The sequence below is a fragment of the Streptomyces sp. sk2.1 genome (genome assembly GCF_008120935.1).
Lineage (GTDB): Bacteria > Actinomycetota > Actinomycetes > Streptomycetales > Streptomycetaceae > Streptomyces.
In genome coordinates this window covers 52,999-67,277 of the sequence record NZ_RDBO01000020.1, presented here as the reverse complement: position 1 = coordinate 67,277, position 14,279 = coordinate 52,999, and the positions used below count along the sequence as shown (strand labels likewise).

10 protein-coding genes, 1 pseudogene and 1 riboswitch are annotated in these 14,279 nt (G+C 72.8%); of the genes and pseudogenes, 8 read left to right on the top strand and 3 right to left on the bottom strand.

All coding sequences use genetic code 11. The features are described from left to right. Both EAO76_RS03695 and EAO76_RS03690 read left to right on the top strand, forming a co-directional pair. Nucleotides 1-1,829, top strand: a 1,829-nt coding sequence (locus EAO76_RS03695) for a peptidase C14 (protein ID WP_148835557.1), incomplete at its 5' end; no start/stop codon positions are given. Beyond that, nucleotides 1,826-2,776: a GNAT family N-acetyltransferase gene (locus EAO76_RS03690; protein WP_187438456.1), complete on the top strand. Its 951-nt coding sequence runs from the start codon at nt 1,826-1,828 to the stop codon at nt 2,774-2,776. The genes EAO76_RS03695 and EAO76_RS03690, both read left to right, overlap by 4 nt. A gap of 201 nt (nt 2,777-2,977) precedes the next feature. Here the strand turns inward: EAO76_RS03690 and EAO76_RS03685 are convergent, their stop codons facing one another. Further along, complete coding sequence (locus EAO76_RS03685) at nt 2,978-4,369, bottom strand: uracil-xanthine permease family protein (RefSeq protein ID WP_148833272.1); 1,392 nt, start codon at nt 4,367-4,369, stop codon at nt 2,978-2,980. Nucleotides 4,370-4,593: 224 nt separating this feature from the next. Further along, nucleotides 4,594-5,826, bottom strand: coding sequence for an MFS transporter (locus EAO76_RS03680; RefSeq protein ID WP_148833270.1), 1,233 nt, complete (start codon nt 5,824-5,826; stop codon nt 4,594-4,596). Between the two features lie 146 nt (nt 5,827-5,972). Between EAO76_RS03680 and EAO76_RS03675 the strand changes: the two genes are divergently transcribed. Together EAO76_RS03675 and EAO76_RS03670 are read left to right on the top strand one after the other, a co-directional pair. Next, a complete protein-coding gene (locus tag EAO76_RS03675; protein WP_148833268.1) occupies nt 5,973-7,190 on the top strand; it encodes an ROK family transcriptional regulator in 1,218 nt (405 codons plus the stop codon). 34 nt (nt 7,191-7,224) lie between these two features. Continuing rightward, nucleotides 7,225-7,605 (top strand): annotated as a pseudogene (locus EAO76_RS03670) (SgcJ/EcaC family oxidoreductase); the annotation flags it as partial. 116 nt (nt 7,606-7,721) lie between these two features. Here the strand turns inward: EAO76_RS03670 and EAO76_RS03665 are convergent. After that, entirely contained in the window at nt 7,722-10,061 is a 2,340-nt protein-coding gene (locus EAO76_RS03665) for a chitinase C-terminal domain-containing protein (protein ID WP_148833266.1), read from the bottom strand. A gap of 268 nt (nt 10,062-10,329) precedes the next feature. After that, nucleotides 10,330-10,460: riboswitch (FMN riboswitch) on the top strand. A gap of 153 nt (nt 10,461-10,613) precedes the next feature. Between EAO76_RS03665 and ribD the strand changes: the two genes are divergently transcribed. The 4 genes from ribD to EAO76_RS03645 are packed head-to-tail and all read left to right on the top strand — an operon-like array spanning nt 10,614 to nt 14,269. Next, on the top strand, nt 10,614-11,714 hold the full coding sequence (gene ribD, locus EAO76_RS03660) for a bifunctional diaminohydroxyphosphoribosylaminopyrimidine deaminase/5-amino-6-(5-phosphoribosylamino)uracil reductase RibD (protein WP_148833264.1): 1,101 nt from the start codon (nt 10,614-10,616) through the stop codon (nt 11,712-11,714). 1 nt (nt 11,715) lies between these two features. Continuing rightward, complete coding sequence (locus EAO76_RS03655) at nt 11,716-12,333, top strand: riboflavin synthase (protein ID WP_148833261.1); 618 nt, start codon at nt 11,716-11,718, stop codon at nt 12,331-12,333. Continuing rightward, nucleotides 12,330-12,974: a nicotinamide mononucleotide transporter family protein gene (locus tag EAO76_RS03650; RefSeq protein ID WP_148833259.1), complete on the top strand. Its 645-nt coding sequence runs from the start codon at nt 12,330-12,332 to the stop codon at nt 12,972-12,974. The genes EAO76_RS03655 and EAO76_RS03650 overlap by 4 nt, the downstream gene beginning before the upstream one ends. Then, complete coding sequence (locus EAO76_RS03645; protein ID WP_148833257.1) at nt 12,971-14,269, top strand: bifunctional 3,4-dihydroxy-2-butanone-4-phosphate synthase/GTP cyclohydrolase II; 1,299 nt, start codon at nt 12,971-12,973, stop codon at nt 14,267-14,269. The genes EAO76_RS03650 and EAO76_RS03645 overlap by 4 nt, the downstream gene beginning before the upstream one ends. Nucleotides 14,270-14,279: the final 10 nt, after the last annotated feature.

The following is a 14,279-nucleotide window of genomic DNA, read 5'->3' as shown; positions in this document are numbered from 1 at the left end:
AGACCGGCCGCTGGCACCAGCTCCACACCGGCACCCTCGACTTCCGCACCTTCGGCCACTTCGACGCCAAGACCCCCGCCGACGCCGCACTCGACGCCATGATCGCCGACAAGAGCGTCCACCGCATCGAAGCCCACACCGACCTCCTGTTCACCAAACGCCACCTCTTCAACCGCTCCCACATCGAACTCGACTTCGGCGGCAACCTCATACGCACCGAAGGCATCGAGAAGAACACCCACGACAACCCCTTCGGCGCCGTCCTCTCCTTCCGCGGCACCCTCACCGACACCACCGTCGAGCACGCGCTCTCCGGCAAGGTCATCGAGCTGACCGACACCTTCCCGGTCCCCGACGCCAAGGCGTTCGAGGCCGGCCAGTGGTGGGCCGTCCAGGTCGCTCCGGTCGAGGGCGGCGGGCGCGACGAACGCGAACTGCAGAAGCTCGTAGAGATCACCGAGATCGTCGACGCCACGCACATCCGGATCGGCTACCTCAACGGCTGGGAGCTCGCCGCCGGACGCACCCTCACCTGGACCCGCGTCGAACCGGTCCGCGACGCCCACGTCCGCAACATGGTCTTCGAGGGCGCCGGCCGCGACGAGTACACCGGCTCCCACCCGGTCAGTTACGAGTACGCGGTGGGCTGCGACGTCTCCGGCATCCACGCCACCGGCTCCTTCTGGCCGGTCATCATGCGCCGCTGGTGCACCCGCTTCCGCACCGAGGACTGCTCCCTGAAGAACCCGCCCACCGTCGAGTACGGCGGCGCGGGCTACCTCACCCAGCAGATCTACTGCCTGTACGGGCGGGTCGCGGACTGCACGACCAGCAACGTGCGCCACCTCAACGACCTCACCGCCTCCGCCTACTGCACCGTCGTCAACTGCCACGGCGACGGCGACGACGCGGGCGGCAACCCCTTCACCACCCACGGCCAGTACGAGCACGACCTGCTCTTCGACGGCAACTCCGGGCTGATGGACATCGCCAACTCCGGTGCGCAGTGGGGCATCTCCGCCAAGCGGATCACCGTGCGGCGGCACGTCTGCTCCTGGTTCACCGCCAACACCAAGATCACCGACCTGACCCTGGAGGACATCACGGTGATCGCCCGCCCCACCTTCGACCAGGCGGGCACCCTCACCGTCAACGCCGACGGGGCCCAGGTGCGCGGCTGCACCGCGAAGACCTTCGCCGTCGCCCAGCGCTCCGCCCGCTCCGGCCGCCCCACCACCATCAGCGACTGCTCCTTCGAGCCACCCGCCGGCGCCGTCCTCGTGCAGACCCCGGTCACCGCCACCGTCCACTTCGTGCGCTGCACGTTCAAGGGCGTCGACGGCGCGATCCTGCGCGGCGCGGGCCCCGTCCACTTCACCGACTGCACCGTCATCGGCGCCGAGAACGCCGCCCCGCTCTCGGTCGGCTCGGCGGACCTGCGGATCGACGGCGGGCACTACGACAACACCGGCATCGAACTCAGCGCCGTGCGCGACCAGCGGATCACCCTCACCGGAGGGGCCCGCCTCACCGGCGGCAACAAGGCCAGGGCACTGCTCGGCCGGGCCGCCGGCCCGGGGAAGGTCACCTGGGACATCAACGGGATCGCCGGCGCCGCCTCCGGCGCGGACACCGCCCACATCCGGATAGCCGACGGCACCAACCACTACGCGGCGAGCGGCAGCCGCTTCACCGGCGGCACGCTCCACCTCGCCCCGGACGCCCTGGCCTCGGCCCTGCACACCGGGTGCGTGGAGGACGGCACGAAGCGCACCGCGATGCCCGCGAACGGCCCGTCGGTGCGCACGGACGGGAACCTGGTCCTGTGACCGCCGTCGTCCGGACCGCCACCCCGGCCGACGACCCGGCGCTGGCCGGGCTGTGGCGGCTGTGCTTCGACGCTCCGCAGGTCACCGACCTGCACGCCCTCGACCCGGACCGCCACCGGCACACCTTCGTCGCGCAGAACGCCGCGGGCGACGGGATCGACGCGGTCGTCGTGTACGTGCCGAGGACGATCCGCGACGCGGACGGCGCCCCGCGGCGGGTCGGCGGCATCGGCAGTGTCGCCACCCGCCCCGAGGCCCGCGGGCGGGGGCTGGTGCGGCTGCTGCTGGTGGCGGCGGAGCGCACCATGCGGGCCGAGGGGTGCGCCTGGTCGCTGCTGTTCACCGGCACCCCGGGCGTCTACCGGGGCTCGGGCTGGCAGGAGTTCGACAGCGCGTACACCGAGGGGACGCTCACCGGGGGGACGCCCGCACCGCCGTCCGCCGCGGGGACGGCCTTCCGGGTCCGGCCGGCCACGGCGCGGGACGCCGCCGGGGTGGCCGCGCTGCACCGCGCGTACAACGCGGACCGGCCGCTCAGCTCGCTGCGGAGCGCCGAGGACTGGGCGGTGCGCGTGCCCGCCTGGTACGGCCCGATCGAGCGGTGGCTCGTGGCCGAGGACCCCGTCTCGGGGGCGCTCGCCGGCTGGATCGTGGCCCAGCACGTGGGGGAGCACGTCGAGGTGCGGGAGTTCGCGGGGGCGCCCGGGTGCCTGGGCGAACTGTTCGCCGCGGTCGGCGAACGGGGCCGGGCGGCGGGGCTGGACCGGGCCCGGGTCCGGCTCCCCGACGAGCCCGGGGTCCGGGCCGCGCTGCCGGCCCTGCTGACGGACGCCAGGCGGGTGACGGAGCGGGTGGGCATGGCACGCCCGCTGCACGCCACCGCGGAATCCGTCCGGGCCGCGGTCACGGCACCCGGCGCGATGCACTGGTACGGCGACTGCTTCTGAGCGACGGCCGGGGCGACGGGAACGCGGGAACGGGAGCACGAGGACGGCAGCGCGGGAACGGGAACGCGGGAACGGGAACGCGGGAACGGCAGCGCGGGAACGGGAGCACGAGGGCAGGAACGCGGCGACGGCCGCGGCGGGACGGTGCGCCCGCCGCGGCCGTCGCCGCGTCATCGTGTCATCGCCGGTCCGGTCCGGCCGTCACCGCTTGTCCGCCGGGTCCTGCTCGTCGTACGCCGAGGTCCCCGAGTCCAGCAGGGGCTCCTGGGTCTTGAGGTGCGCCGGGGCGAAGGCCCGCAGCACGTGGTAGCCGGTGATCACCACGATGGTGCCCAGCGCGATCCCGCTCAGCTCGAAGTTGTCGGTGATCTTCAGGCCGACGCCGCCGACGCCGATGATGATGCCCGCGGCGGCCGGGACCAGATTCAGCGGGTTGCGCAGGTCCACCTTGGCGTGCAGCCAGATCTGGGCGCCGAGCAGGCCGATCATGCCGTAGAGGATGACGGTGATGCCGCCGAGCACCCCGCCGGGGACCGCGGCGACGACCGCGCCGAACTTGGGGCAGAGGCCGAAGAGCAGGGCGAAGCAGGCGGCGGCCCAGTACGCGGCGGTGGAGTAGACCCGGGTCGCGGCCATGACGCCGATGTTCTCCGAGTACGTGGTGTTCGGCGGGCCGCCCACCGCGGTCGACAGCATCGACGCGGCGCCGTCGGCGGCGATCGCGGTGCCCAGCTTGTCGTCCAGCGAGGAGCCGGTCATCTCGCCCACGGCCTTCACGTGCCCGGCGTTCTCGGCGATCAGCGCGATGACCACCGGCAGCGCGACCAGGATCGCCGACCACTCGAAGCTCGGCGCGTGGAAGGACGGCAGCCCGATCCAGTCGGCCTTGGAGACGCCCGACAGGTCGAGCCGCCAGTGGTCCACGGCCTCCGCGCCGCCCGCCGGGGAGTGGATCTTGCCGAAGACCTGGTCGAGGACCCAGGACAGGACGTATCCGAAGACCAGGCCCAGGAAGATCGCGATGCGCGAGAAGAATCCGCGCAGGCACACTACGGCCAAACCGGTGAACAGCATGACCAGCAGCGCCGTCCACTGGTCCTGCGGCCAGTACGTCGAGGCGGTCACCGGCGCCAGGTTGAAGCCGATCAGCATGACGACGGCACCGGTGACCACCGGCGGCATGGCCGCGTGGATGATCCGGGCACCGAAGCGCTGCACCGCGAGACCGGCGAGGAAGAGCACCACACCGACGACGAACACCGCGCCGGTGACCACGGCGCTGCTGCCGCCGCTCGCCCGGATCGTCGCCGCGACCCCGACGAAGGAGAGCGAGCAGCCGAGGTAGCTGGGCACCCGACCGCGGGTGGCCAGCAGGAAGATGGCCGTGGCGACACCCGACATCATGATCGCCAGGTTGGGGTCCAGCCCCATCAGCACCGGCGCGACGAACGAGGCGCCGAACATCGCGACTACGTGCTGGGCGCCGAGGCCGAACGTACGGGGCCAGGAGAGCCGTTCGTCCGGACGGACCACGGCCCCCGGCGCGGGGGTCTTCCCGTCGCCGTGCAGAGTCCAGCGCACGCCGAGGTCCATGGTCGCTCCCTGGGGGTAGATACGGAGCCCACCGCCCCGATGGGCGTGGCGCTTCCGCCGAAATGATCAGCGCCATGGTAATGCCGGATCGCGGGGACCTCTCGGCCGGGCCGCAGGTCGGGAGCCTGCCCGGCCCCGGCCCGGCCGGTGCGGACCCCGCCCGGGCCACGGCCCGGCCCCCGGCTCCCGGCTCAGGGCTCCCGGCTCGGGCACCCGGCCCCGGCTCAGGCTCCCGGCTCGGCCGACGCCGCCTTCGTGGCGCCCGCGTCCGGGGACGACGTGGCCCGGCGGTCGCCCGCCCGCAGCACCCCGGCCCCCAGCACCAGACCGAACGCCAGCACCGTCACCAGGCCGAAGGAGACGACCAGCGAGGTCGCCTCGGCCAGCGAGCCGATCGCCGACGGGGCGATGAGCCCGGAGGTGTACGTGATCGTGGCGACCCCCGCGATCGCCTGGCTCGGGTTCGGGCCGCTGCGCCCCGCCGCCGCGAAGGCGAGCGGGACGACCACGGCGACCCCGAGGCCGATGAGCCCGAAGCCGCACATGGCGAGCACCGCGCTCGGCGAGGCGACCACGAGCACGCCGCCCACCGTCGCGAGGACCCCGCCGACCCGCACGGTGCGCACCGCGCCGAAGCGGTCGACGACCTTGTCGCCGGCGATCCGGGCGACCGCCATGGTCAGTGCGAACGCCGTGGTGGAGGCCGCGGCGAGCCCGGCGGAGGTGTCCATCACGTCCCGGAGGTAGACCGCCGACCAGTCCAGGCTGGCCCCCTCGGCGAACACCGCGCAGAAGCCCACCGCGCCGATGATCAGCGCCGACTTCGGCGGCAGGGTGAAGCGCGGCGGCGGCTCCTCGTCCGGCTCGCTGCGCAGGTCGAGCACGCCCTGGCAGGCCAGCAGGCCGAGCACGGTGAGCACCAGGGCGGCCAGGGCGTGGTGCAGCCGGGCGTCGGTGCCCAGGTGCGCGGCCAGGGTGCCCGCCGCCGAACCGATCAGGGCGCCCACGCTCCACATCCCGTGCAGCCCGGACATGATCGACTTGTTCAGGCGGTTCTCCACCTCGACGCCGAGGGCGTTCATCGCCACGTCCGACATGCCGGCCGTCGCCCCGTAGACGAGGAGGGCCGCGCACAGCGTCGGCAGACCGGGCGCCAGCGCGGGCAGGACCAGCGCCAGCGTCCAGAGGGCGAGCAGTCCGCGCAGCGCGGTCCGGGCCCCGAAGCGGTGGCTGATCGCGCCGGCCAGCGGCATCGCGAGCGAGGCGCCGATCGCCGGGAAGGCCAGGGCCAGGCCGAGCTGCCCGGCGCTGACCCCGGCGTGGTCCTGGATCCAGGGAACCCGGGTGGCGAAGCTGCCGGTCACGGCGCCGTGGACGGTGAAGACCGTGGCGATGGCGAACCTGGCCCGCCTCACCTGCTCCGCGCCGAAGACCGTCTCGGTGGAATCCGTTGTCATGCCGCCGTGCCCTCCCCTGGAATTCTTCCGCCGCCGGTGGCCCGGCGCTCGTTGTCGGCCGTGCGGGCCGTAAACTATCAGGAACCCTGCCTGATAAATAGTCCGCCCGAGCGTCCGGTCCGGCGGAGATCTGGAAGGATCCCGGCATGCCCGCATCACCGAGCACCGCCCGAGCCCTCAACGACCGGCTCGCCCTGCGACTGCTCCAGCAGGAGGGCCCGCTGACGGCCGCCCAGCTGAAGAAACTGACCGGCCTGTCCCGGCCGACCGTCGCCGACCTCGTCGAACGGCTCCGGGAGGCCGGACTGGTCGAGGTGGTCGGAGAGGCCGGCGCCGAGCGGCGCGGCCCCAACGCCCGGCTGTACGGGATCGTCGCCGACCGCGCCCACCTCGCCGCCCTCGACGTGCGCACCCGCGGCGTCGCCATGGCCGTCGCCGACCTGCTGGGCAACACGCTCGCCGAGGCCACCCTGCCCGTGGACGGCGACACGGACGCCGACACCACCGCGGAACAGGCCGCCGCCCTGCTGGAGCGCATCGCGCGCGAGGCCGGCCCCGCCCCCCTGCACAGCGTCGGCATCGGCGCGCCCGGACTGATCGACCCGGTCACCGGCGAACTGCGCGACACCACCGGGCTGCCCGCCTGGCACCGGCGGCTGGTGCGGGTCCTCCAGGAGCGGCTGCCCGCGACCGTACTGGTCGAGAACGAGACCAACCTCGCCGCCGTGGCCGAGCACCGCAGCGGCGCGGCCCGCGACCGCGACACCTTCGTGCTCTTCTGGCTCGGCCACGGCGTCGGCGCCGCCGTCATGCTGGACGGCGCGCTCCGCCGCGGGGCCTCCGGCGGCGCGGGCGAGATCGGCTTCCTGCCGGTGCCCGGCGCGGTCGGGGTCCCCTCGGCGCTCAACTGCGACGGCGGCTTCCACTCGCTGGTCGGCTCCGCCCCGGTCTGCGAACTGGCCGCCGCCCACGGCATCGTCGTGCCGCCGGGCACGGCCGGGGGCGAGAAGGAACCGGGCGCGGCGTCGGCCGTGCGGGCCGCGCTGGCGGGGGAGGGCCGGCACGAGGCGTTCCTGGACGTCCTGGCCGAACGTCTCGCGCTGGGCGCCGCCGCCATCGCCTCGGTCCTCGACCCGGGCTGCGTGGTGCTGGCGGGCGAGGTCGGCCACGCGGGCGGCGACGCGCTCGCGGCCCGGGTCGAGGAGCGGCTGGTCACCATGTCGCCGCTGCGCACCGAGGTCAGGGCCGGGCGGCTGGGCGGCGCGGCGGTGCTCCGCGGCGCCCTCCTGGCCGCCCGCGAGGCGGCCCAGGACGACCTGTTCGGCCCGTCGGCGCAGGGGACGCCCGGCCGGTCGGGCGCTTGACCCCGATCGCGGTCGAGGAGGGACGCCGATCCGCGTGACCACCGAAACCACGTCCCGCGCGGCGGACGTCGAAGCGATCGGCCGGCTCGTCCTTGCGGTCGAGGACTTCCGGCGGAACGAGGACCCCGAGGAGCTCCTCGGCCTCTTCCACCCCGACGTCGTCCGGACGACGGCCCACGGCGAGGTCCTCGTCGGCCTCGACGCGATCACGGACTTCACCCGCCGGGTCCTCCCGGCGGCGGACCGGGACGGCGAGGTCGCCCACGCGGTCGACCACGTGCTCTTCATCCGCCCCGACGTCGCCGCGGTCGAGGTCCGCCGGTGCCACGCGGCCCCGGCAGCGGAGAGCGGGGGCGCCCCGCCGTACGTGGTCCCGAAGCACGCCGACGGCCGACGGCCGCTGACCGCCTGCCGGAACACCCCGGCCGTGCCCGGCCGGGAGCCGTGCCCGCCCGACAGGGGCCGGGACGGCCGTGGACCCGGCGGTGACCGGGGGCGAACCGGTCACCGCCGGGCGGTCGAGGGGGCGGGTCAGCAGGCGCCGAGGTCCTGCCAGACGCCCCAGTCACCGGTGGAGCCGGGCGTCTCGCCCTTCGTCCACCACTTGGACTTCCACTGGTGCCCGTCGTGGGCGACGGTCGTGCCCGCGCCGTACTCACCGGTCGCCGACCAGGCGGGCGCGGTGCAGCTGCCGCCGCCGGGGCCCGGGGTCGGGCTGGTCGACGGGTCCGGCGTGGGCGAGGTGCCCGTGCCCGGCTCGACCACCGTGGTGCCGCGCGCCAGGTCGGCGGCGAGGGCGTACGACTTCCCGCCGAAGGTCACCGTCCAGTTCGACGGGGTGGAGGTGGGCAGGTAGTACACGAAGTCCACCTGCACCGAGGCGCCGGGCGCCAGGCTCTGCCAGCCGGGCAGCTTCAGCGAGACGCGGTTGTAGTCGCCCTTCAGCCCGCCGATGTTGTCGGCGGCGGTGTGGTCGCTGCGCACGATCGTGGTGCCGAAGCCGGACTGGTCCTTGGCGTTGGCGGGGGCCGAGGTCGCGTAGTCGAACTGGAACTCGGTGCCGCCGGGCAGCGTCGTCTTCGTATTGTTGGTGATCTTCAGCTTGGGGCTGATCGGGTAGTTGGAGTCACCGAGCGGGAACTGGTCGAAGGACACGTCGATGTCGAGTGCCTCGGTGGGCAGGCCGACGGTGGAGCGCTTCGCGCCGTACGGGGCCGCCGACTTGAACTTCTCGTACATCGTCGAGGTGAGTGTGGAGCCCGGCTCGTACTGGCCCTTGGCGGCGTTCCAGCCGTAGTCGCCCGCGAGCTCCCAGATCATGGCTCCGCCGATGCCCTTGTCGACGACGTAGTCCGCCTTCGCGGCGACCGACTGCTCGTCCTCGGTGGACAGGAAGACCTTCTTCTCGGCGTTCCACAGCCAGGGCGCGACCAGCGTCGAGTCGTACTTGCGGGCGTAGGTGCCGGTCAGTTCGGTGTCGGCGGGGAAGCCGTAGTCGGTGACGTAGTCGCCGACGACCCCCTTCTCCAGGTTCTTCGCGTGCCACATGGGGTTGGAACCGGCGGGCGACTCCTTGCCCGCGGTGTCCAGGTCGTGCCAGAGGTTGTCGATGCCGACGGCGCCGTCGCCGCACTTGGTCAGCCCCGCGCCGGCCGGGCAGTCGGTGGTGGCGGCCCTGCCCCACAGCCCGTCCGTGCCGCCCTGCACGTTCTTGAAACCGCGGGTGTAATACGGCAGGCCGATGTTGATCCGGCCGGACGGCATCGAGCCGCGGAAGTAGTGGTACGCCCAGTCGGTGTTGAGGTAGCCGGTGCCGCCGTACTGGGAGGTCGAGTAGACGCTCGCCTGGGCGAGTTCGGCGTCCTTGCCGTCGTCGTACAGCGCGGCGTTCGGACCGACGTACTCGTTCCACGCGCCGTGCAGGTCGTACGACATGATGTTGACGTAGTCCAGGTACTTCTGGACCTGGAAGGTCTCCATGCCGCGCAGCAGATAGCCCGACGAGGGGGCGGCCACGCTCAGCAGGTAGTGGGTGCCGTCGGCGGCGGACGCGCGGTCGAGCTTCTCGCGCAGGGTCTTCATCAGCGCGGAGTAGCCCTTGACCAGACCGGCCCGGCGGGCGTTGGACAGGGTCCAGTCCAGCGGGTTGCCCGCGTCCTTCATGGTCGTCGGGTACTCGTAGTCGATGTCGACGCCGTTGAAGCCGTACTTCCTGACGAAGTCGACGGCCGAGTCCGCGAAGGTGTCGATGCCGGCCTGGTTGACCGACCCGTCGGCGTTGGTCGCCATCGAGTAGAAGCCGCCGGAGTCCACCCGCTCGCCGTCGGCGCCGAAGTAGCCGCCGGTCTCGGCCCAGCCGCCCACCGACACCATGGTCTTCACGTTCGGGTGCTTCTTCTTGAACTTGGTGAGCAGGTTGAAATGGCCCTTGTAGGGGAGTTCGGGGTCCATCTCGGCGCCCGCGACACCCGGCCAGGTCATGCCGGTCGAGGCGTTGTCCGGGCCGTCGGCACCCACGGAGAGCTTGTTGCCGCCGTCGACGTGGGCGAAGGCGTAATTCAGATGGGTGACCTTGTCCCAGGGGATGTCGGGGACGAGGTAGGCGGGCTTGCCGTCCTTCCCGGTACGCCAGTTGGTGAAGTACCCGATGACCCGCCGCTGATGGTCGGCGCCCATCTTCTCGCGGCCCTCGGTGTCGTAGACGGAGCAGTAGGGGACCTGGACGCCGGGGGTCTCGTAGAGACCGTCGGGGCGACAGGACTCCTGGTCGGCGGCGGCCGACGGGGTGGTGGCGAGCGAGCCCAGCAGCAGTGCGGCGACGGTGGCACCGGCCGCGAGCAGGGTGGCTCTCGCACGGGTGGGGGACAGCACGTTCGGTTCCTCCCGGGGAGGTTCGGCAAAAACGCAACTGGCAAGGGGGTGGGTCGGGTTGATGCCCCGGGTGTGCGCACACCGCGGGACGACTCCTCGGAGGTGACGCAGAGATTAAGAGGACTAGACCAGTGAGTCAATAGGTCTGGACCTTTAGGGGGCGGCTGTCCGTTTGCGCCCCGCCGTGCGCCCCCTTGTGAGCCAGTCCACAGCCGCTCACCCGCATGGCCCAGCGGCGGGCGTGGCACACTGAACCCTGTACCAGTAGCAGCGCACTCCGGGGTCGGTGAAATTCCGAGCCGGCGGTTAAAGTCCGCGACCCGTCCGCATCCAGCGGCCGGTTGACCAGGTGAAATTCCTGGACCGACGGTTAAAGTCCGGATGGGAGGCAGTGCGCGGCGGGCCGTTTCACGGGTACGCCGCCGTCGGCGGATGGTTTCGGGCGACCGATCCGTCCGTTCTTCCGGCATTCGGCGTTCCCCTGTCGCGTTCCCGCTCTTCTGTCGTCATCGACAGCCCCGGAGTCCGTGCCCGAAGAGGCAGGAGGACCCGGTGGACACCGCAGCCGACATCACCGCCATGCGCCGAGCGATCGAGCTCGCCGCCCGCGGCCTCGGCTCCACCAGCCCCAACCCCGTCGTCGGCTGTGTCGTCCTCGACGCCGCGGGCCGCCTCGCGGGCGAGGGCTTCCACCAGCGGGCCGGCGGCCCGCACGCCGAGATCCACGCCCTGCGCGCCGCGGGCGACCGGGCCCGCGGCGGCACCGCCTACGTCACCCTCGAACCCTGCAACCACACCGGTCGCACCGGCCCCTGCGCCCAGGCGCTGATCGAGGCCGGCGTCGCCCGGGTCGTCTACGCGGTCGGCGACCCGAACCCGCAGGCCACCGGCGGTGCGGACACCCTGCGCGCGGCCGGGACCGAGGTCGGAGGGGGGCTCCTCGCCGCCGAGGCCGAAGCGGGCAACACCGCCTGGCTGACCTCGGTGCGGCTCGGCCGCCCGTACGTCCTGTGGAAGTACGCGGCGAGCCTCGACGGCCGGATCGCGGCCGCCGACGCCACCAGCCGCTGGATCACCTCCGCCGAGTCCCGCGCCGACGTCCACCGGCTGCGCGCCGAGGCCGACGCCGTCGTGGTCGGCTCCGGCACCGCCCGCACCGACGACCCGCAGCTCGGCGTCCGGGGCATCGACGGCGCCGCGCAGCCCCTGCGGGTGGTCGTGGACACCACCGCCACCGCCGTACGCCCCGGCGCCCGCGTCCTCGACGACGGCGCGCCCACCCTGATCGCCGTCGCCGACGACGCCGACGCCCGCCACCTCCCCGAAGGGGCCGTCCTGCGGCTGCCGCGCGCCGCCACCGGCCCCGGCCTCGACATCCCCGCCCTGCTCGACGCCCTGCACGGGCGCGGCATCCGCTCCGTACTCCTCGAAGGCGGCCCGACCCTGGCCGGGGCCTTCGTCGCCGCGGGAACGGTCGACAAGGTCGTCGGCTACCTCGCCCCCGTGCTCCTCGGCGCCGGTCCGGCGGCCCTCGCCGACGCCGGAATCTCCACCATCGCAGAGGCGTTGCGCCTCGATGTGACCGAGACCGTCCGCATCGGCCCCGATCTGCGCATCACCGCCGTCCCCGGCACCGACCGGAAGGGAAACTGAGTTGTTCACCGGAATTGTCGAAGAACTGGGTGAGGTCACCGCCGTCGAGAAGCTCGACGACGCCTCCCGCTTCCGCCTGCGCGGCCGAGTGGTCACCGAGGGCGCCAAGCACGGAGACTCCATCGCCGTCAACGGCGTCTGCCTCACCGTCGTCGACCTCGGCGACGGCGAGTTCACCGCCGACGTGATGGCCGAGACCCTGAACCGGTCCAGCCTCGGCGCCCTGGCCGCGGGCTCCCGGGTCAACCTGGAGCGCCCGATGGCGGTCGGCGGCCGGCTCGGCGGGCACATCGTCCAGGGCCACGTCGACGGCACCGGCCGCATCGTCGAGCGCCGGATCTCCGAGAACTGGGAGATCGTGAAGGTCTCCCTCCCCGCGCACCTGAGCCGCTACGTGGTCGAGAAGGGATCCATCACCGTCGACGGCGTCAGCCTCACCGTCGTGGACGCCGGACCCGACTACTTCACCATCAGCCTCATCCCCACCACCCTCGCCCTGACCACGCTCGGCATCAAGGAGCCCGGCGACCCGGTCAACCTGGAGGTGGACGTCATCGCGAAGTACGTCGAGCGGCTGCTCGGCCACACCGCGCAGGAGACCGAGGAGCCGGTGAAGTGACCGCCCTGAACTGGCTGAACTCGGAGGCGTTCACCGTCCTCGGGCAGCACATCATCTGGTCCGACATGATCGGCAACACGGTCGGTCTGATCGCCCTCACCCTGGGCTGGCTCCGCTCGGTCTGGACCTGGCCCGCCCAGCTCCTGTCCGGCGTCGTCCTCGTCGCGGCCAACGCCTCGGTGCAGCAGGCGGGCAGCGTCGGCAAGCAGGTCGTCGTCATCGCCGTGGCCGTCTGGGGCTGGCAGCAGTGGACCCGGGGCAGGCAGCAGGCCCAGGACGGCTCCATCGCCGTGCGGTTCGCCACCTGGCGCGAGCGCGGATACCTGCTGGGCGGCGCCGCGCTCGGCACCCTCGCGGTCGGCGGCCTGTTCACCGCGTTCCCCTCGCTGTCCTGGAGCCCGTGGGCGGACGCGTACATCTTCGCGGGCACCCTCGTCGCGATGCTCGCCCAGGCCCGCGGCATGGTCGAGTTCTGGTTCGCCTGGCTGCTGGTCGACCTCGTCGGCGTACCGCTGAACTTCCACAGCGGCCTCGCCTTCTCCGGTCTCATCTACGTCGTGTACGGCGCCCTCGTCCTGTGGGGCATGCGCGACTGGTGGCTGCGCTCGCGGACACCCGCTCTGGAAGGAGCCACGGCATGACTGCCCAGCCCACCTGGCTGCACCCGGACCGCGGGAGGGACCTGGAGGACCTCTCGCTCGACCCCGTCGAACAGGCGATCCGCGACATCGCCGCCGGCCGGCCCGTCGTGGTCGTCGACGACGAGGACCGGGAGAACGAGGGCGACCTCGTCGTCGCCGCCGAGAAGGCCACCCCCGAGATCGTCGCGTTCATGATGAGCGAGTGCCGCGGCCTGATCTGCGCCCCCATGGAGAACGACGAGCTGGAACGGCTCGAACTCCCGCAGATGGTCGGCCGCAACACCGAGTCGATGCGGACCGCGTTCACCGTCTCCGTCGACGCCTCGGCGGCCCACGGCGTGACCACCGGGATCTCCGCCGCCGACCGGGCCACCACCCTCCGGCTGCTGGCGGGCGGCGAGGCCGGACCCGCCGACTTCGTACGGCCCGGCCACGTCTTCCCGCTCCGCGCCCGCTCCGGCGGCGTACTGGTGCGCAACGGCCACACCGAGGCCGCCGTCGACCTCGCCCGGCTCGCCGGCCTGCGGCCCGCCGGCGCCATCGTCGAGATCGCCGGCGAGGACGGCGAGATGCTGCGGCTGCCGCAGCTGGTCCCGTTCGCCCGCAAGCACGGCCTCACGATCATCTCCATCGAGGACCTGATCGCCTACCGCCGCAGCTCGGAACCGACCGTGCGCCGCGAGGCCGAGGTGCGGCTGCCGACCGGCTTCGGCCCGTTCACCGCCTACGGCTACCGCTCCACGACCGACGGCGTCGAACACGTCGCGCTCGTCCACGGCGACCTCGGCGACGGCGACGACATCCTGGTCCGGGTCCACTCCGAGTGCCTGACCGGCGACATCTTCCAGTCCCAGCGCTGCGACTGCGGCCCCCAGCTGCACGCGTCCATGCGCCGGATCACCGAGGAGGGCCGCGGCGTCGTCGTCTACCTCCGCGGCCACGAGGGCCGGGGCATCGGCCTGCTGTCCAAACTGCGCGCCTACGAACTCCAGGAACGCGGCGTCGACACCCTCGACGCCAACCTGGAACTCGGCCTGCCCGCCGACGCCCGCGACTACGCGGCCGGCGCCCAGATCCTCAAGGACCTCGGCGTCCGCAGCCTCCGGCTGATGACCAACAACCCCGACAAGACGGCCGCGATCCTGCGACACGGACTGGCCGTCACCGGCCGCGAGCCGATGCCCGTCCAGGCCGGCGAGCACAATCTGCGCTACCTGCGCACCAAGCGCGACCGCATGGGGCACGACCTGCCCTGGCTCGACACCGCCAAGGCGTCGACCTGCGGCAACCAGTGACGATCACGGA